The sequence below is a fragment of the Pseudomonas sp. p106 genome (genome assembly GCF_003936645.1).
Taxonomy (GTDB): Bacteria; Pseudomonadota; Gammaproteobacteria; order Pseudomonadales; family Pseudomonadaceae; genus Aquipseudomonas; species Aquipseudomonas putida_E.
In genome coordinates, this window is the sequence record NZ_RHQR01000025.1 from 1 (window position 1) to 17,551 (window position 17,551).

The following is a 17,551-nucleotide window of genomic DNA, read 5'->3' on the forward strand; positions in this document are numbered from 1 at the left end:
GCTCAGCAATCTCAAATGACTATGTGATTTCTCGCATGGTCACTTGTGATGCTGATAATCTTTCTGACTATCAGTCCATACTCACAAGCACCCACACGAATTGCTTGATTCGATTTGTTAAAGAGCGTTTGGTTAAGAGCTTTTCGTCTCAACCGAGGCGCGCATTCTACGCTTTCCTCAGAGCCTGTCAAGCGTTTATTTTGAAGTTTTTTGCGAGAAACTCGTTTAACTTCAGACACTTAACTCGCTTCGATCTCTCGTAGCGGGAGGCGAATCATACAGCGTTTAGAAGCGCTGTCAACCACCATTTCAACCGCTATCGATCAGGCGATCGAAGCACCACCAGCACTACCTGGATTAAGCAACTCTTTGAATTTAAGGGAGTTTCTCGTTCCGACTACGCTGGAAGTGGGGCGAATTATAAGGGAATTCAAGAGGGCGTCAAGGCTTTATTTCAAATCACTGAACATACATGCAAGAAGGTGTTTTGGCGGGCACCTTGCACCTCACCCTTGCAATTGCGCACTATATTGCACACCCACACCCATCATTAAAAGGATTGCCGCGCACAAATGAACACCCAGCCCCGCAGCTTGGCCACCATGCTGTTTCCTATAGGCCTGCTGCTTATCGCCATGGCATCGATACAGTCCGGTGCCTCCCTGGCCAAAAGCATGTTCCCGATCATCGGCGCACAAGGCACCACAACCCTGCGCCTGATCTTCGCCAGCATCATCATGCTTCTAATTCTGCGCCCCTGGCGCGTACGGATGACCACCAAGACGCTGCGCAATGTGATCATCTACGGCATGGCCCTGGGCGGGATGAATTTCCTCTTTTATATGGCACTGCAGACAACACCACTGGGCATCGCCGTAGCCCTCGAGTTCACCGGCCCATTGGCCGTAGCGCTTTTCGCGTCGCGGCGCGCCATTGACTTCCTGTGGATTGCACTGGCAGTCAGCGGCCTGCTGCTGCTGATCCCGGTCGGCCATGGCGGCCAGCCCCTCGACCTCACGGGAGCCGCCTATGCACTGGGTGCCGGCGTGTGCTGGGCCCTTTATATCCTCTTTGGCCAACGCGCCGGAGCAGAACACGGGATTCAGAGCGCAGCACTGGGTGTAGTGGTCGCGGCGATATTTGTTGCGCCGATCGGTATCGTTCATGCCGGCACCGCACTGTTGACACCTGCGCTCATACCACTGGCCCTAGGGGTCGCAATACTCTCGACCGCCCTGCCCTATAGCCTGGAAATGGTCGCCCTGACCCGCATGCCAGCCCGCACATTCGGCACTCTGATGAGCATAGAACCGGCCATTGGTGCCCTTTCCGGTTTATTGTTCCTGGGCGAGTTGCTGAGCGTAACCCAGTGGCTGGCCATTCTCGCCATCATTGCCGCATCAGTGGGTGCCACGCTGTCCATGCGCCGCGACGCGAAGCCCCCTGTTGCAGCCGACTGATTTGAGAAATATTTTCATTTGACCCGGAATTGGCCATTGTAGCGCGCAGTCCTGCTGATTAAGCTGTCACAAAACCATAATCTTTACGCTATCTACTTGCATGCACACGGATGTCAAAGGCTATTCAGGAAGAACCGAAGCGATAACGACAGGGTCAGACAACTGATCAACCCTGCATTTAAGGACAGGAATGAAACGTATTTTGCTCATCCTGGCCGTCTTGGCCATTGCCGGATGTGCCGCAACGGCCAAGACTGAGGTCAAAAAAGGGAAGAAGGGCCTGCACATCAACTGCTCCGGCCTCTCCTCATCCTGGGACAAGTGCTACAGCAAGGCCGCCACGGCCTGCAGCACACGCGGTTACAAGGTCATCGCCCGTTCGGGAGACACCGACGAAGAGCCGGGTGATTACCTCTTCGGCATCAACCCAGCCGGGTATACCAGCCGCAGCATGATCGTCATCTGCAAGTAAACAGAAAGGGCAGCTCGTGAGCTGCCCTTCTTTTATCTACTGCCCACCCCGACTGCTCACAATGCTGCTGTGCGAGCTTCAAGCCAAGCCAATGCGTCGCCTGACAGCAGGGGAGCAAGGCGCTCGCGAACCGTCGCGTGGTAGCCGTTGAGCCACGCCAGTTCATCCTTGGTGAGGCACTCGGTGAGCAGGCAGCGTGCATCGATAGGGCATAACGTCAGGGTCTCGAAATCGAGGAAATCACCGAACTCACTTTTGCCCGATGCCCGGTTGACCACCAGGTTCTCGATGCGCACCCCCCAAGCGCCAGGGCGATAGGTCCCTGGCTCGATGGAACTGATCATCCCTTCCTGCATAGCGGTCTGCGGCGCGGTAGCAGCCTGATAGGCAATGACCTGCGGCCCTTCATGCACATTCATGAAATAGCCGACACCGTGCCCGGTACCATGGCCATAGTCGACCTGATCCGCCCAAATCGGCGCCCTCGCGATAGCATCGAGCAAGGGCGAAAGAATACCGCGCGGGAATGTGGCGCGTGACAGAGCGATCATACCCTTGAGCACCCGAGTGCAATCCTGCTTCTGCTCAAACGTCGGAGTGCCCACCGGAACCATCCGCGTGATGTCGGTGGTTCCGCCCAGATACTGCCCTCCCGAGTCGATAAGCAGCAAGCCATTGCCTTCAATGACCGCGTGAGATTGCTCGGTGGCACGGTAATGGGGCATTGCACCATTGGCATTGAAAGCTGCAATGGTCGAGAAACTCAGCGAGACGAAGCCGGGGCGCCGTGCACGCGCAGCACTCAGTTGTTCATCGATGGTCAGTTCCGTGATGGGTTCCTTACCTTGACTCGCCTCAAACCAGGCGAAGAACTCACACAGAGCTGCGCCATCCTGCTCCATGGTGTGGCGTATATGGACCAGCTCATCTTCACCCTTGCGTGATTTGCTCAATGTGGTCGGGTTCGGCCCTTCAATCAGCGAAACCTGGGGGCCTAGGTTCTTGAGCAGGCCACAGGTCACGCGCGCAGGATCGACCAAAAGCCGGCCGCCGGCAGGTACCTGTGACAGCGCTTCGCCGATCTCCGAATAATCACGCACCTCGATACCATCGGCTTCCAGTACATGGCGCAAATGCGCGTCAAGCTTTCCAGCGCCAACGAATAAAGCGGCGCGCCGCTGGCTGATCAACGCAAAGGAAACGAATACCGGGTTGTAGGAGACATCACTACCGCGCAAATTGAACAGCCAGGCGATGTCATCCAGGGTCGCAATGAAGTGCCAGTCTGCGCCCTTCTCTTCCATGGTGCGGCGCAACTGGGCAAGCTTTTCCGACCGACTGACTGTGGCGTGAGGCGGCAGGTGCTGATACACAGGGTTACTCGGCAGCGCAGGGCGCTCTTCCCAAACCTCGGCAAGCAAATCCTGGCTGGTTACCAAGCGAATGCCGCGCCCCCTGAGGCGCTCCTCGAGCTGGCGCGCAGACGCCAGCGCCATGACCGCCCCATCCACGGCCACTGTTCCTTTGGCCGGGACATTGTCGCCCAGCCATTCCAGCGCACCCGGCTTACCCGGCTGCAGCTTCATGAGTTCGATGCCGCTACCCGCCAACTCCTTGATAGCTTGCTCCCAGTAACGGCTATCGGCCCACACCCCTGCAAAATTTGCAGTGACCACCAACGTACCCACCGAACCATCGAAGCCCGACAGCCACCGCCGCCCCTGCCAATAGCCCGGCAGGTACTCAGAAAGATGAGGGTCGGCTGAGGGCACCAGCAGGGCATCGACCCCCTCCCTGGCCATTACCTCGCGCACACGCATCAGGCGCTCGGGAACCCTCTGCTCACGGGTGGTATGAACGTTCATTCGCACTCCTGCGGTAACATCTTGGTTGATCCAGATGCACGATAATGGAACAGCCAACCTCACCCTGCAATCGCGACGACTGACTCGCGGCCTGCAAGCCATCGTTGCGCGTGCAAAGGAACAGCGGTTCCTGCCACTACGAACCATCGATCGCTTCCACCTGAACTTCCCCAAACCATGGGCTTCACAATCAGTACATTCATTGCAGACAGGCTGATGCCCATGCCCAGCACCAGCGAATCAAAAGCGGGGGTCGTCCTCCTCGATGCTCGCGATCACACCCCTGAGCACGAACACGCAGTGCACCTGAAGCTGGCTGATGGCCTGGCCGAGCTTCTAGGGTGCGCGCGAGCAACCCCTGATCTGCCACCCAAAGCCGCCGACCACTATTACTACCTACCCACTGAAACTCTCATCGACCCGCAACGTTATGCCCACCTCGGCATCCGAACGGAACATGACCTGTTCGGGGGCTTGGTCAGTCATCCTTATATGGCAACCAAAGCGATCTCCCACCCGCTGCCTGCCAATGCCACCTTCCCCCCAGGCTGGACTGACGACTTCGCCCGCCAGGCCAGCGATGCCTTGCTGTGCGGTTACACCGTATTCAGCAAAGCCGATGCCCGGCGGGCCGCGCAGTTACTGCTGCGCGATGGCGCAGTACGGCTCAAGCCGGTGCTGGCATGCGCGGGGCGTGGGCAACAGGTGATCGTTCAACTGGATGAACTGGAACCATTGTTGGCCAACATTGATGATCAGGGCCTGGCCTTGTGGGGGTTGGTGCTGGAGGAGGACCTCAGTGAAGTGGAAACCTTCAGCGTTGGCCAAGTGCGTGTCGCCGGCCTGACCTGCAGCTACCTCGGCACCCAGCAGTTGACCCAGGACCACCAAGGTACCGAGGTATACGGAGGCTCCGACCTGCTGGTGGTGCGCGGCGACTACCAGGCCTTGTTGCAACTGCCACTGGAGGACCACCTGCGCCTTGCCATCAACCAGGCCCTGACCTATGAGCATGCAGCCGAGCAGCACTTCCCAGGCTTCATCGCCTCCCGGCGCAACTACGACATCGCCCGCGGCAAAAACCCTGAGGGCCACCTGCGCAGTGGCGTACTTGAACAATCCTGGCGTTTGGGTGGGGCCAGCAGCGCTGAGCTGCTGGCCCTGCAGGCCTTTGCCGATGACCCGGCACTGCAACGGGTGCGAGCCTCTACCCATGAAATATTCGGTACACCCAACCTTCCCACTGACGCCACCCTCTTCTATCAAGGAAACGACAGTGAACTCGGACAATTCTGCAAGTACGCGCGGATTCGCGAGTATGGCCATTCAGAGTGAAACCGTCGAACTGCAGGTCGACGACGACAGCATCGCCGGTACCTTGGTCAGCCCCGGAAGCAAGATGCCCGGGATCCTTTTCGTACATGGCTGGGGCGGTAGCCAGCAACGCGACCTTGCACGGGCCCGGCATATCACAGGGCTCGGTTGCGTGTGCATGACCTTTGACCTGCGGGGCCACGAAAAAACCGAAAGCCAGCGCCTTACGGTTACACGCGAGCAGAACCTCAAAGATTTGCTGGCTGCTTATGACCGCCTGGTCAGCCACCCCGCGGTGGACAGTAGTGCCATCGCCATCATCGGCAGCAGCTATGGCGGCTACCTCGCCACCTTGCTGACCCTGCACCGCCCAGTGAAGTGGCTGGCTCTGCGCGTACCTGCGATGTACTGGGACGACGAATGGGACAAGCCCAAACAGACCCTGGACCGTCAGCGCCTGAAAGCCTACCGCCAGCGCCTGCTTGGCCCAGGTGACAATCGCGCCCTGGCTGCCTGCGCGGAGTTCGCTGGCGATGTGCTGCTGGTCGAGTCGGAACAGGACGACTATGTGCCGCACACCACGCTGATGAGCTACCGTTCGGCTTTCGTCAGCGCCCACTCGCTTACCCACCGCATCGTCGACGGCGCCGACCACGCACTATCGAGCGAGCAAAGCCAGAAAGCCTACAGTTCGATCCTCGCATCGTGGATCAGCGAGATGGTGATAGGCGCGCGCCTGGACCGCTATCCCCACTATGCCCCTTGGTATGCCTGAGGCGCGCCGACCTGGCAGTGCAGGCCACCGTCGACACCCCGCGCCAGGCTTCGTAACGCCTGATAAGCGGCAAAGTTGACGCTGCGCGCCTGATGTCGACGCACAATATCGAGGAAGGGCTCTTCGACAAAAGACGCAGTTGCCGCTACCCAAGCCTGTCGTGATTGCCACTGTAGACACTGCAATACGCGGCTACCGTCATCGCTGGCCTGGATACTGACTTCTTGCAGTCCCTCAAAACGCGAGGCCAGCTCCTCAGCGCGAATTACCAATGCGTGGGCAAGTGCCTCCTGGCGGGTGGCAGGCACTTCATATTCGATCATCTGGGTGAACCACAGCGGTTGCGGCATGGCCAACATGGGCAGTCTCCTTGCTCCGGACGCTTGCAGCGCGATGATCGGCAGGGTAAAACCTCCAGTTAACTCAAGGTCAAGAGCTTTTTCGCATGCCCAGACATACGCCGACCACCCACGAAAAGCTGCTCAGTGTCGGCCAACTGGCCGCGCGCAGCGGGGTGGCGGTAACCGCTCTGCACTTTTATGAAACCAAAGGCCTGATCCAGAGTTCCCGCAACGCCGGCAACCAGCGCCGTTACCCACGGGCGATGCTGCGCCGCGTGGCGGTGATCAAGATGGCTCAGCGCTTGGGCATCCCGCTGGCCAACATCGCCAGGGCCCTGGCGACGCTACCAAATGATCACATTCCTACCGCCGAGGACTGGCGACGATTGTCCGAAGGCTGGCGCGAAGACCTCGATCGGCGCATTGGCGAAATGATCCTGCTGCGCGATCAACTTGACGGCTGCATCGGCTGCGGCTGCATGTCGCTGAAGGACTGCCCGCTTCGCAACCGCCAGGATCACCTCGCCGGCGAGGGACCCGGGCCGCATCTGCCCTGAACTACGCATTCATCCCGCGCACCGCCTATAACTAATGGCACCCGATGCTACTGACCCAGGAGGCAACATGAGCAAGCAGGCGCTGATCATCATCGACATCCAGAACGACTATTTCCCCGGAGGCAAGTGGCCCCTGGAAGGCGCCAACCCGGCGGCCGACAATGCGGCAAAGCTGCTGGCCGCGGCACGCCAGCGAGGCGACCTTGTGGTGCATGTGCGGCATGAGTTCGAAAGCGAAGACGCGCCGTTCTTCACTCCCGACACCCAAGGCGCTGCGATTCACGCAAAAGTCCAGCCGCTGGAAGACGAGCCCGTCGTGCTCAAGCACAAGGTGAATGCATTTCTTGATACCGATCTCAAGCGCACGCTCGATGACCAAGGTGTAAAAACACTCACCATCGTCGGCAGCATGAGCCACATGTGCGTCGATGCCGCCACGCGAGCAGCAGCTGACTTTGGCTACGATGTCACGGTGGCGCACGATGCCTGCGCCACCCTGCCTCTTGAGTTCAATGGCAAGCAAATACCGGCAGCCCAGGTGCACGATTCGGTGATGGCTGCACTCGCTTTTGCGTACGCCAAAGTGGTGAAGACCGATGAGCTTCTGAAAAACTGACCGTTCAAATTACCACGTTGCGTACGAAGCGCGTCGGCACGGCACCATCGTTGCGGTAGGCATAGCGGCAGTTACTGGGAAATACATGGAACTGACCGACGTGCAGGCAGTGCTCGATCTGCTCGATGATCAGCGTCAGTTGCCCTTCAGCCACATAGATCTGCTCGCTCCAGCCCTCGGCATCGGCTTCACTGGTGTAACACTCACCCGGCGCCAGGGTCCACTCCCAGATCTCCACCTCTCGCCGAGCGGTGCTGCTGGCCAGCAGCACCGCCTTGCTCTGGGGATGCTCACCGGCCCAGGCCAGTTCGTCGATGCGGCTGGTATCGCGCTGGTCGGGCGCCTGGATCAGCCGGCTGAAGGCAACCCCCAACGCTTCAGCTATAAGGTCGAGCGTAGTCAGGCTGACGTTCTTCTCACCAGCCTCGATCGCCACCAGCATGCGCCGGCTGACACCTGAGCGCTCGGCCAAGGCACTCTGGCTCATCCCCACTGCATTGCGCAGACCACGAACGTTGAGGCTCACATGCTGGAGCACCGAAGCACGGTGCGCGGAATCTTTGTGCACTATATTGCTCACTTTTAAAGGTTGCGCAGTATACTGCCCACTTTGCGGCGATTGTGCGCTGCCACTTCCGAGTAAGCAAGACCATGAGCCAACCGATCAACCGCCAGCAGACCACCGTATCCTTGCGCCTGAGCAAGGCCGAGGTGCTACTGGTGTTCATCACCATGCTGTGGGGCGGCACCTTCCTGCTGGTGCACAACGTCATGACCGTGAGTGGCCCGATGTTCTTCGTCGGCCTGAGGTTTGCTGCAGCCGCCTTGTTCGTCGGCCTGGTCTCGATACGCGCGCTGCCCGGGCTGACATTCACCGAATTGAAGGCCGGCGCGCTGATTGGTGCGACCATCATGCTCGGTTATGGTTTGCAAACCATGGGCCTGCAAACCATCAGCAGCAGCCAGTCGGCCTTTATTACTGCACTGTATGTGCCCTTCGTACCGCTGTTGCAGTGGCTGGTGCTTGGCCGTCGGCCAGGGCTGATGCCAAGCCTGGGAATCTGCCTGGCGTTCCTCGGCCTGATGCTGCTCGCTGGCCCCGAGGGCGGTACCCTGCGTTTCAGCGAAGGCGAAGTCGTGACCCTGGTAAGCGCCGTGGCCATTGCCGCCGAGATCATTCTGATCAGCCGGTATGCCGGGCAGGTCGATGTGCGCCGCGTCACCGTAGTGCAACTGGCCACCGCCTCGCTGCTGTCGTTCCTGATGATCGTACCGACTCAGGAGCACCTCCCCGACTTCTCCTGGCTATTGTTGCTCAGTGCACTGGGTTTGGGTGCCATGAGCGCAGTGATCCAGGTGGCGATGAACTGGGCGCAGAAATCGGTATCGCCAACCCGCGCCACACTCATCTACGCCGGCGAGCCGGTGTGGGCTGGCATCGTCGGCCGCATCGCAGGCGAGCGTCTGCCCGGTGTGGCGCTCATAGGCGGCCTGATGATCGTCATCGCCGTGGTGGTCAGCGAACTTAAAGTTCGACGCCTACGCAATGAAAGCGAAGAGCTTGAGGTAGAGGGCGAACGCGAAGGCGGGCTGTAAAGTAGTGAACGGCAGCTATGCTCTGTAAAAAACTGTTATAAAAAAACAGCTTGTCACACCCTGTTTGTATGATTCTGCGACAGCTTGCGTGTTGGTGATCAACTGCACGGCACGTATGATCCTTGGCAAACCTTTCCAGAATAGAACGCTATGTCCTTGATAGTGCTACTGCTTCTGCCGTTCTTGGGCAGTTGCCTGGCAGCTGTGCTGCCGCACAACGCACGTAACGCCGAGTCCATCCTGGCTGGGCTCGTGGCCCTGGTCGGCACCGTCCAGGTAGCACTGCTGTACCCCCAGGTTGCCCACGGCGGTGTCATCCGCGAGGAGTTTCTCTGGCTGCCCAGCCTGGGCCTCAACCTGGTCCTGCGCATGGACGGCTTCGCCTGGCTGTTCTCGCTGCTGGTACTGGGCATAGGCACCCTGGTGTCGCTGTACGCGCGCTACTACATGTCGCCACAGGACCCGGTACCACGCTTCTTTGCCTTCTTTCTGGCGTTCATGGGCGCCATGCTCGGCCTGGTGATCTCGGGCAACCTGATCCAGCTGGTGTTTTTCTGGGAGCTGACCAGCCTGTTCTCGTTCCTGCTGATCGGCTACTGGCACCACCGCGCCGACGCCCGACGCGGCGCCTACATGGCGTTGATGGTTACCGGCGCCGGCGGCCTGTGCCTGTTGGTCGGCGCCCTGTTGCTTGGCCATGTAGTGGGCAGCTATGACCTGGACAAAGTGCTGGCTGCCGGCGAGACCATTCGCCAGCACGCGCTGTATCCAGTGCTGCTGCCCCTGATCCTGGTCGGAGCATTGAGCAAGAGCGCGCAGTTCCCCTTCCAGTTCTGGCTACCTCATGCCATGGCAGCACCGACCCCGGTTTCAGCTTATCTGCACTCGGCAACCATGGTGAAGGCCGGGGTGTTTTTACTGGCCCGGTTGTGGCCGGTGCTTTCGGGCAGCGAGGAGTGGTTCTGGATCGTCGGTGGCGCGGGGGCCATAACCCTGCTGCTGGGGGCCTTCGCAGCGATGTTCCAGAATGATCTCAAGGGCCTGCTGGCTTACTCGACCATCAGCCACCTTGGGCTGATCACGCTTCTATTGGGTTTGAACAGTCCACTCGCCGCAGTGGCCGCCGTGTTTCACATACTCAACCATGCCACTTTCAAAGCTTCGCTGTTCATGGCCGCCGGCATCATCGACCACGAAAGCGGCACCCGTGACATCCGCCGCCTCAGCGGGCTGATCCGTCTGGTGCCCTACACCGCGACCCTGGCGATGGTGGCGAGCGCCTCGATGGCCGGCGTGCCATTGATGAACGGTTTCCTGTCCAAGGAAATGTTCTTCGCCGAAACCGTGTTCATCAGCTCCACCGCCTGGGTCGAGGCCGCGCTGCCGGTAATAGCCACCTTGGCCGGCACTTTCAGCGTTGCCTACGCTTTGCGCTTCACCGTTGACGTGTTCTTTGGCCCTGCCGCCCAAGACCTGCCTCACACACCTCACGAACCACCACGCTGGATGCGCGCGCCAGTCGAACTGCTGGTGCTTACCTGCCTGGTGGTGGGCATTTTCCCTGCCCAGTCGGTCGGCCCGTTGCTGGCCGCTGCAGCCCTTCCAGTGGTGGGTGGTACTCTGCCGGAGTACAGCCTGGCCATCTGGCACGGCTGGAATGCCCCGCTGATCATGAGCCTGGTGGCCATGAGCGGCGGTATCGTGCTCTATCTGCTGCTGCGCAACCAGTTGCGCCAAGGCCGGTTCCCGTATCCCCCCCTGATCGAGCGTTTCAATGGCAAGCGCCTGTTCGAGCACGGCCAGGTGCACCTGATGTTACTGGCCCGGCGCATCGAGGGGCTGCTGACCACTCGCCGCCTGCAGGCACAACTGTTCATGCTGGTGCTTGCCGCCTTCCTCGCGGGGCTCACACCAATGCTGTACAGCGGCCTGAGCTGGGGTGACCGCCCTAAAATACCGGGCTCAGGCGTGTTCGTCGCCCTTTGGCTGATCGCTATCGCCTGCGCCATTGGCGCCGCCTACCAAGCCAAGTATCACCGCTTGGCCGCCTTGATCATGGTTGGCGTCTGCGGCCTGATGACCTGCATCACTTTCGTCTGGTTCTCAGCACCTGATCTGGCCCTGACTCAACTGGTCGTCGAGGTTGTCACGACGGTTCTGATCCTGCTCGGCCTGCGCTGGCTGCCGCGGCGTATCGAGGGCGTCTCGCCGCTGCCCGGCAGCCTCGACCGTGCCCGCATGCGGCGCGTGCGCGACCTGCTGCTGGCAATCCTGGTCGGCGGCGGCATGGCGCTGCTGTCCTACGCCATGCTGACACGACCAACGCCGAACGACATTTCCTCGTTCTACCTGAGCCGAGCCTTGCCACAAGGTGGCGGTACCAACGTGGTCAACGTGATGCTGGTTGACTTCCGCGGCTTCGACACCCTGGGCGAGATCACCGTGCTGGTGGCCGTCGCCCTGACCGTATTCGCCCTGCTGCGCCGCTTCCGCCCACCCAAGGAGAGCATGCAGCTGCCAGCTCAGCAGCGCCAGCTTGCACCCGACGTGGTCACCGACCTGATCAACCCGCGCCATGCCACCGACACAGCTTTGGGCTTCATGATGGTGCCTGCGGTGCTGGTACGACTGCTGCTGCCGATCGCCCTGCTGATCTCGATGTACCTGTTCATGCGGGGCCACAACCAGCCTGGCGGTGGCTTTGTCGCAGGCCTGGTGATGTCGGTGGCATTCATCCTCCAGTACATGGTCGCAGGGACCCAATGGGTCGAAGCCCAGATGAGCCTGCGCCCACTGCGCTGGATGGGCACCGGGCTATTGTGCGCAACACTGACAGGGGTCGGCGCCATGCTGCTGGGCTACCCGTTCCTGACCACGCATACCGCCCACCTGCACCTGCCAGTGCTGGGCGATGTGCATGTGGCCAGCGCGCTGTTCTTCGACGTGGGCGTGTACACCGTTGTGGTCGGCTCGACCCTGCTGATCCTCACAGCCCTGGCACACCAGTCGGTGCGAGCCTACCGCCCGGGTAATCCGTCCAAACCCAGCCAAGCAGGAGCCGCCTGATGGAAGAAGTCATCGCAGTCGCCATCGGCGTACTGGCAGCATCGGGCGTGTGGCTTATCCTGCGCCCACGGACCTATCAGGTGATCATGGGCCTGTGCCTGCTGTCGTATGGCGTCAACCTGTTCATCTTCAGTATGGGCAGCCTGTTCATCGGCAAGGAGCCGATCATCAAGGAAGGCGTGACACAGGACCTGCTGCACTACACCGACCCACTGCCCCAGGCGCTGGTTCTGACGGCCATCGTCATCAGCTTTGCCATGACCGCCCTGTTTCTGGTGGTGCTGCTGGCATCTCGCGGCCTGACCGGCACCGACCACGTGGATGGCCGGGAGCGTGATGAATGAGTGAGATGAGCCGACTGATCATCGCCCCCATCCTGCTGCCGTTGCTGACCGCAGCAGTGATGCTGATACTGGGCGAGAAGCACCGCCTGCTCAAGGCGCGCCTCAACCTGCTGTCCACCTTCAGCGGCCTGGTCATCGCCGTCAGCCTGCTGCTGTGGGTGCGCGTCCAGGGCCAGGCGGAATCGATCGGTGTGTACCTGCCGGGCAACTGGCCCGCGCCTTTCGGCATCGTGCTGGTGGTTGATCACCTGTCGGCGCTGCTGCTGACTTTGACCGGGGTCATCGGCATCAGCGCCCTGCTGTTCGCTCGCGCCCGCTGGGACAGCGCCGGCGCCAGCTTCCACGCACTGTTCCAGATCCAGCTGATGGGCCTGTATGGTGCCTTCCTGACAGCCGATCTGTTCAACCTGTTCGTCTTTTTCGAAGTGCTGCTAGCGGCCTCTTATGGCCTGCTGCTGCACGGATCGGGGCGAGCGCGGGTGCGGGCCGGCCTGCACTACATTGCCATCAACCTGTTCGCTTCTTCGCTGTTTCTGATTGGCGCCGCGATGCTTTACGGCGTAACCGGCACCCTCAACATGGCCGACCTCGCGCTGAAAGTACCGTTGGTGCCCGAAGCCGACCGTGGTTTGCTGCACGCGGGCGCGGCAATCCTGGCCATAGCCTTCCTGGCAAAGGCCGGCATCTGGCCGCTGAATTTCTGGCTGGTTCCGGCCTATGCCTCGGCCAGCGCACCCGTAGCCGCATTGTTCGCCATCATGACCAAGGTTGGCCTGTACGCTGTGTTACGGCTCTGGTCCCTGTTGTTCTCGGGTCAAGCCGGTGCATCGGCGCATTTCGGCGGGCAATGGCTGATCTATGGGGGCTTGGTCACGCTTGCCATCGCAGCCGTGTCGATACTTGCCGCACAACGCCTGGAGCGCATGGCAGCACTGAGCATACTGGTTTCGGCAGGCACCCTGCTTGGCGCGATCGGCTTTGCTCAGCCAGCCCTGACCGGAGCAGCGTTGTTCTATCTGGTCAATTCAACCCTGGCACTGTGTGCACTGTTCCTGCTCGCCGAGCTGGTGGAGCGCTCTCGCTCGGCCAATGAGCCACCACTGGAGGACGAAGAAGGCAGCATGCCCTCGCCACTCGAGTCGTTGCACCCACCTAAAGGCATAAACCTCGACGATGAGCAGAAGGCAGTCATAGGCCAGATCATTCCCTGGACCATGGCGTTCCTGGGCCTGAGCTTCATTGCCTGTGCGTTGCTGATCATCGGCATGCCACCGCTCTCTGGCTTCGTCGGCAAACTCAGCTTGATCAGCGCGCTGTTCAACCCACTGGGGTTGGGCGTGCCGGCCGAGCAACCACTGTCAGCAGCCGGCTGGGCGCTGGTAGCCCTGCTCATCCTGTCCGGCATGGCCTCGTTGATCGCTTTCGGCCGCGTGGGCATCCAGCGCTTCTGGAAGCCTGAAGAGCGGCCCTCCCCCGCGCTGCGACACTACGAATGCCTGCCGATCGTCATTTTGCTGGGCCTGTGCATCATGCTCAGCTTCAGAGCCGAGCCGCTGCTACGTTACACCCAGGACACTGCAGCCAGCCTGCAGACCCCTGACACCTACATCAGGGCCGTAATGGCCGTACAGCCTATCCCTGGCCCGACCACGCTCGACGCACAGGTGCAGCCATGAGCCGACTTTTCCCCGCACCGCTGTTGTCTGTCGCACTGTTCATACTGTGGTTGCTGCTGAACCTCTCGGTCAGCCCGGGTAATCTGCTGCTCGCAGCCGCGCTTGGCTTTCTGGCGCCACTGCTGATGGCACCGTTGCGCCCCCAGCACGCCCATGTGCGCAGGCCGCTGGTGATAGCGAGCCTGATTGGCCGGGTGGGTATCGATGTCATCCAGTCCAACCTGCAAGTAGCCCTGCGCGTGCTGCGCGCCGGGCAACATCCGCCTTGCTCTGCCTTTGTCCATATCCCGCTGGACCTGCGCGACGCCCACGGCCTGGCGGCACTATCGATGATCACTACCGTAGTGCCCGGTACCGTCTGGTCAGAACTGGCCCTGGACCGCAGCGTCCTGTTGCTGCACGTGTTCGACCTCAAGGATGAGAACGCTTTTATCGAGCACTTCAAACACACCTATGAACGACCGCTGATGGAGATTTTCCAATGACAGGCCTGCTAGCCTATGCAGTGCTCGCCAGCTTGTTCATCTTCGCCTTGGCCATGGGCCTGACGCTGATCCGGTTGTTTCGCGGCCCCTCCGCCCAGGACCGGGTACTGGCACTGGACTACCTGTACATCCTGGCCATGCTCATGATGCTGGTACTGGGAATCCGCTATGCCAGCGATACCTACTTTGAAGGTGCTCTGCTGATTGCGCTTTTCGGCTTTGTCGGCTCGTTTGCCCTGGCCAAGTTCTTGCTGCGTGGTGAGGTAATAGAATGACCGAAGTTCTTGAACTACCGCTCTGGCTCGAGCTAGTTACCGCTGCCCTGCTGCTGCTCGGCAGCCTGTTCGCGTTGATCGGGGCCATTGGCCTGCTGCGCCTCAAGGATTATTTCCAGCGCATGCACCCACCAGCGCTGGCCTCGACCATCGGGGCCTGGTGCGTTGCCTTGGCCTCGATCATCTACTTCTCATGGCTCAAGCAAGGCCCTGTACTGCACGCTTGGTTGATCCCAGTTCTACTGTCGATCACATTACCGGTCACTACGCTACTATTGGCCAGGGCGGCACTGTTTCGCAAACGCATGTCCGGGGAAGCGGTACCCGAAGAAGTCAGTAGCGGCCAAGCGGGGGGCAATTGATGTGCGGCACGCTCATTCCTGGGTGATCCGCTGCAACTCCCGGCGCACCATGGCGACGTAGGGAGGCGGGCCTGATTGATAGAGCTGGGCCGCCACCCAAGTCAACCAGGCGGCCTGCATCTCATCGCGCCGCGCCAGCAAACGTTCTGCCTGAGCCACGGCCATGGCCTTATGTTGTCGATGGAACGCGGCACGGCTGCCATCCGCCTCCTGCCCCGCGTTCATTCACTCGCCTTGAACGTGGTCAACTCGCCCTTGCGCCATTTTGCGACCTTACCGGTCACGGCCTTGAGCAGCTTGCCAAGGCCCTCTTGGACTTGCTGTTGAGCCGCGAACACCAGCATTACGCCTTGGCCTTCACGGAACACGATACCTTCACCCTCCGGCACCGAGACAAAGGCATAGTCCCCCACGCCGTAGACGTTCAGTTTGATCTCACGAAAGCGCATTTCCAACTTGCCGCCTTCACGACTGGGCAATACGGCAGCGCGAAAGTGGTCACCCACCTTCAATTCCAAACGTTGCTTGTCATCGACCACCAACGCACTCTCGGTGTCGATTTCGGCCATATAGAGGCCTTCGGGGTTCTGCTCGGTGACATAAACGAAGCGGCCCTGAAACAGCTTGGCCAACTTACCGCGCAAATCGCCAAGGGCGAACAAAGCGTGGGTATCCAGAGTACTGACTGCCAATGAAGTAATCCTCAAATCGGTAACATCCGCCCCCACTCACCACCGGTGAGGCACGGCCCTTTCATTTCGATAGGCGAAAAGAGTAATGAAGCGATGTGCATAACGTCTGTGCCTTCTGGCTATACAGCATGGAGGAAACTTTACTCCTGCTTGCCAGACTTTGCCCAAATGGCGGGTTTAGGCACATTCCCCAACCGGGAAGCGTAATGCCCTACAACTATTCCGTCAGAAAAGATGCGATAGATAACGCCAGGCCCTTCGGCAGAACGGGCTCTGCAATCCATCAGCGCATTACTGGGAAAGAAATATGCACGAAAACACAGAAACACGTCGAGAGGCAAAGCGCATTTATTCTCGCTCCATACCGCGTTACGTCGTCATACCTGCCGGCATCGAGTTCTTCCACGTCACTGAAAGCGCTACCGGCAGAGTAAAGGGGTTTCGACGTCGTCACCATGAAGCCTGCGAACTGGCCCGTAGCCTCGAAAACTGAACCACAGTCAGGCAGCGCGGCCTTTCTCCAGCTGTTTAAGCCAGGCCGCCTGACACTCCAGCGCCTCACCACGTGTTGCATACGCAGTGCCGCGACGCTCGCCATTCACCAGCACCACCCAACATACTCGGCGGCCCAGCGCCTGCAGGGTAGCGGGCACACCTGAGCCAATCATCACGGCCACATCGACTCGGCTATTCATCATTCCCTCCGGAATTTACTTAGCAACCTAACGATAGAGCCATGATACGCCCGCCAACACGCCGGAGAAAGCCAACATTGGTACAGCAGTATTGCGCCAGCAGCAACAAAGTGGCCGGTACAAGGTAGCAAGCGCAAAAAGCCCCAAGGATCGCTCCGTGGGGCCTGGCACACAACGCTCGGTCAGATCTGGCGCTGGTGGCGATCGAGCTGCTCGTGGCGCTCCTGGGCTTCGATGCAGTACTTGGTGGTCGGGCTGATCAGCAGGCGCTGCAGGCCGATCGGCTCACCACTGTCGTCACACCAGCCGAAGCTTTCGTCAGCGATACGGCCCAAGGCCATTTCCAACTGCGGTAGCAGGCGCTGGTCACGCTCGATGGCATTTACCAGCCAGTGACGTTCTTCTTCGACCGAGGCCACGTCGGCAGGATCCGACGGGGTATCCAGGCTTTCGATAGTGGCACGGCTCAGCTCGATGCGTTCATGGGTTTCTACTTTCATCGCCTGCAACAGGCCAGTGAAGAAGGCCAGTTGTTCAGCGTTCATGTAGTCATCGGCCGACATGGCCAGCAACTGTTCCTTGGTCATCGATTTCTCTATGAAAAAATGTGCATTTGGGCGATTCGTGTGTCGCCGACACCTGGGCATCGGCACCAGAATTCTTCAAGCGCCAATCGGCACTCTTTTGCAGGGGGCGGCAGTCTAAGGCCCCTCGTCGCAAGGGGCAACACCAATGACGGGGTAATTGAGCGAAATGACGTGGTTTGCGCCTGACGGGGGCGGTTTGCCGATTCGCGGTACTGCTGGCAGTACATCTGTATAGCCCCGACCCATCCCTCAGACGGTTTCATGGCGCCCTTCTCACACAAAGATCCCAGCCATGACGCCCTCTATCAGACTCCCACGCAGCCCCACATTGCCTTGCGCCGTTGCCGACAGGTTCGCAAGCCGCCCCACTCTG

Annotated in this window: 21 protein-coding genes; 14 read left to right on the top strand and 7 right to left on the bottom strand. The window is 60.1% G+C overall.

What is annotated here, in order from left to right:
• The first annotated feature begins 572 nt into the window (after nt 1–572).
• Nucleotides 573–1,460, top strand: coding sequence for a threonine/homoserine exporter RhtA (gene rhtA / locus EGJ09_RS23320; RefSeq protein WP_046785186.1), 888 nt, complete (start codon nt 573–575; stop codon nt 1,458–1,460).
• 190 nt (nt 1,461–1,650) lie between these two features.
• Entirely contained in the window at nt 1,651–1,932 is a 282-nt protein-coding gene (locus tag EGJ09_RS23325; RefSeq protein ID WP_039602547.1) for a hypothetical protein, read from the top strand.
• 56 nt (nt 1,933–1,988) lie between these two features.
• Here EGJ09_RS23325 and EGJ09_RS23330 read toward each other — a convergent pair whose 3' ends face one another.
• Nucleotides 1,989–3,797, bottom strand: a complete 1,809-nt coding sequence (locus EGJ09_RS23330; protein WP_115274325.1) for an aminopeptidase P family protein — start codon at nt 3,795–3,797, stop codon at nt 1,989–1,991.
• A 216-nt stretch (nt 3,798–4,013) separates the two neighbouring features.
• Here EGJ09_RS23330 and EGJ09_RS23335 point away from each other — a divergent pair, with 216 nt between their 5' ends.
• Both EGJ09_RS23335 and EGJ09_RS23340 read left to right on the top strand, forming a co-directional pair.
• Nucleotides 4,014–5,132, top strand: a complete 1,119-nt coding sequence (locus EGJ09_RS23335; protein WP_125924896.1) for a DUF3182 family protein — start codon at nt 4,014–4,016, stop codon at nt 5,130–5,132.
• Entirely contained in the window at nt 5,116–5,886 is a 771-nt protein-coding gene (locus EGJ09_RS23340) for a S9 family peptidase (RefSeq protein WP_046785188.1), read from the top strand. Before EGJ09_RS23335 ends, EGJ09_RS23340 begins: the two co-directional genes overlap by 17 nt.
• Here EGJ09_RS23340 and EGJ09_RS23345 read toward each other — a convergent pair.
• Nucleotides 5,865–6,245 (bottom strand): antibiotic biosynthesis monooxygenase, encoded by a 381-nt coding sequence (locus EGJ09_RS23345; protein WP_046785189.1) that lies wholly within the window; start codon nt 6,243–6,245, stop codon nt 5,865–5,867. The two genes, EGJ09_RS23340 and EGJ09_RS23345, sit on opposite strands and share 22 nt — an antisense overlap.
• An 86-nt stretch (nt 6,246–6,331) precedes the next feature.
• On the opposite strand from EGJ09_RS23345, the gene soxR reads away from it, so the two are divergent.
• Entirely contained in the window at nt 6,332–6,784 is a 453-nt protein-coding gene (gene soxR, locus EGJ09_RS23350) for a redox-sensitive transcriptional activator SoxR (protein ID WP_046785190.1), read from the top strand.
• A 67-nt stretch (nt 6,785–6,851) separates the two neighbouring features.
• Nucleotides 6,852–7,400 carry a cysteine hydrolase family protein gene (locus tag EGJ09_RS23355; RefSeq protein WP_125924897.1) on the top strand — a complete coding sequence of 183 codons (549 nt, stop codon included), beginning with the start codon at nt 6,852–6,854 and terminating at the stop codon, nt 7,398–7,400.
• A gap of 4 nt (nt 7,401–7,404) precedes the next feature.
• Here the strand turns inward: EGJ09_RS23355 and EGJ09_RS23360 are convergent, their stop codons facing one another.
• Nucleotides 7,405–7,968 carry a helix-turn-helix domain-containing protein gene (locus tag EGJ09_RS23360; RefSeq protein ID WP_046785192.1) on the bottom strand — a complete coding sequence of 188 codons (564 nt, stop codon included), beginning with the start codon at nt 7,966–7,968 and terminating at the stop codon, nt 7,405–7,407.
• An 83-nt stretch (nt 7,969–8,051) separates the two neighbouring features.
• Here EGJ09_RS23360 and EGJ09_RS23365 point away from each other — a divergent pair, with 83 nt between their 5' ends.
• The 7 genes from EGJ09_RS23365 (at nt 8,052) to EGJ09_RS23395 (ending at nt 15,204) form a co-directional block, all read left to right on the top strand.
• A complete protein-coding gene (locus tag EGJ09_RS23365; protein ID WP_125924898.1) occupies nt 8,052–8,996 on the top strand; it encodes a DMT family transporter in 945 nt (314 codons plus the stop codon).
• 150 nt (nt 8,997–9,146) lie between these two features.
• Nucleotides 9,147–12,062, top strand: coding sequence for a monovalent cation/H+ antiporter subunit A (locus tag EGJ09_RS23370; RefSeq protein WP_125924899.1), 2,916 nt, complete (start codon nt 9,147–9,149; stop codon nt 12,060–12,062).
• The gene (locus tag EGJ09_RS23375) at nt 12,062–12,406 is read left to right on the top strand and encodes a Na+/H+ antiporter subunit C (RefSeq protein ID WP_012315281.1); all 345 of its coding nucleotides are present in this window, start codon (nt 12,062–12,064) and stop codon (nt 12,404–12,406) included. Before EGJ09_RS23370 ends, EGJ09_RS23375 begins: the two co-directional genes overlap by 1 nt.
• Nucleotides 12,403–14,082 carry a monovalent cation/H+ antiporter subunit D gene (locus EGJ09_RS23380; protein ID WP_115274319.1) on the top strand — a complete coding sequence of 560 codons (1,680 nt, stop codon included), beginning with the start codon at nt 12,403–12,405 and terminating at the stop codon, nt 14,080–14,082. The genes EGJ09_RS23375 and EGJ09_RS23380 overlap by 4 nt, the downstream gene beginning before the upstream one ends.
• Complete coding sequence (locus EGJ09_RS23385; protein ID WP_125924900.1) at nt 14,079–14,567, top strand: Na+/H+ antiporter subunit E; 489 nt, start codon at nt 14,079–14,081, stop codon at nt 14,565–14,567. Before EGJ09_RS23380 ends, EGJ09_RS23385 begins: the two co-directional genes overlap by 4 nt.
• The gene (locus EGJ09_RS23390) at nt 14,564–14,842 is read left to right on the top strand and encodes a K+/H+ antiporter subunit F (protein WP_012315284.1); all 279 of its coding nucleotides are present in this window, start codon (nt 14,564–14,566) and stop codon (nt 14,840–14,842) included. The genes EGJ09_RS23385 and EGJ09_RS23390 overlap by 4 nt, the downstream gene beginning before the upstream one ends.
• Complete coding sequence (locus EGJ09_RS23395; protein ID WP_046785197.1) at nt 14,839–15,204, top strand: Na+/H+ antiporter subunit G; 366 nt, start codon at nt 14,839–14,841, stop codon at nt 15,202–15,204. The genes EGJ09_RS23390 and EGJ09_RS23395 overlap by 4 nt, the downstream gene beginning before the upstream one ends.
• Before the next feature lie 12 nt (nt 15,205–15,216).
• Here EGJ09_RS23395 and EGJ09_RS23400 read toward each other — a convergent pair whose 3' ends face one another.
• Together EGJ09_RS23400 and EGJ09_RS23405 are read right to left on the bottom strand one after the other, a co-directional pair.
• Nucleotides 15,217–15,429 (bottom strand): hypothetical protein, encoded by a 213-nt coding sequence (locus EGJ09_RS23400; protein ID WP_125924901.1) that lies wholly within the window; start codon nt 15,427–15,429, stop codon nt 15,217–15,219.
• Nucleotides 15,426–15,896 carry a hypothetical protein gene (locus EGJ09_RS23405; RefSeq protein ID WP_039602828.1) on the bottom strand — a complete coding sequence of 157 codons (471 nt, stop codon included), beginning with the start codon at nt 15,894–15,896 and terminating at the stop codon, nt 15,426–15,428. The genes EGJ09_RS23400 and EGJ09_RS23405 overlap by 4 nt, the downstream gene beginning before the upstream one ends.
• A 307-nt stretch (nt 15,897–16,203) precedes the next feature.
• On the opposite strand from EGJ09_RS23405, the gene EGJ09_RS27090 reads away from it, so the two are divergent.
• Nucleotides 16,204–16,389 carry a hypothetical protein gene (locus tag EGJ09_RS27090; RefSeq protein ID WP_080952080.1) on the top strand — a complete coding sequence of 62 codons (186 nt, stop codon included), beginning with the start codon at nt 16,204–16,206 and terminating at the stop codon, nt 16,387–16,389.
• 7 nt (nt 16,390–16,396) lie between these two features.
• On the opposite strand, the gene EGJ09_RS23415 is transcribed toward EGJ09_RS27090, so the two are convergent.
• The gene (locus EGJ09_RS23415; RefSeq protein WP_046785199.1) at nt 16,397–16,591 is read right to left on the bottom strand and encodes a hypothetical protein; all 195 of its coding nucleotides are present in this window, start codon (nt 16,589–16,591) and stop codon (nt 16,397–16,399) included.
• Nucleotides 16,592–16,773: 182 nt separating this feature from the next.
• Nucleotides 16,774–17,178 carry a TraR/DksA C4-type zinc finger protein gene (locus tag EGJ09_RS23420; protein ID WP_043213866.1) on the bottom strand — a complete coding sequence of 135 codons (405 nt, stop codon included), beginning with the start codon at nt 17,176–17,178 and terminating at the stop codon, nt 16,774–16,776.
• Nucleotides 17,179–17,551 lie beyond the last annotated feature (373 nt).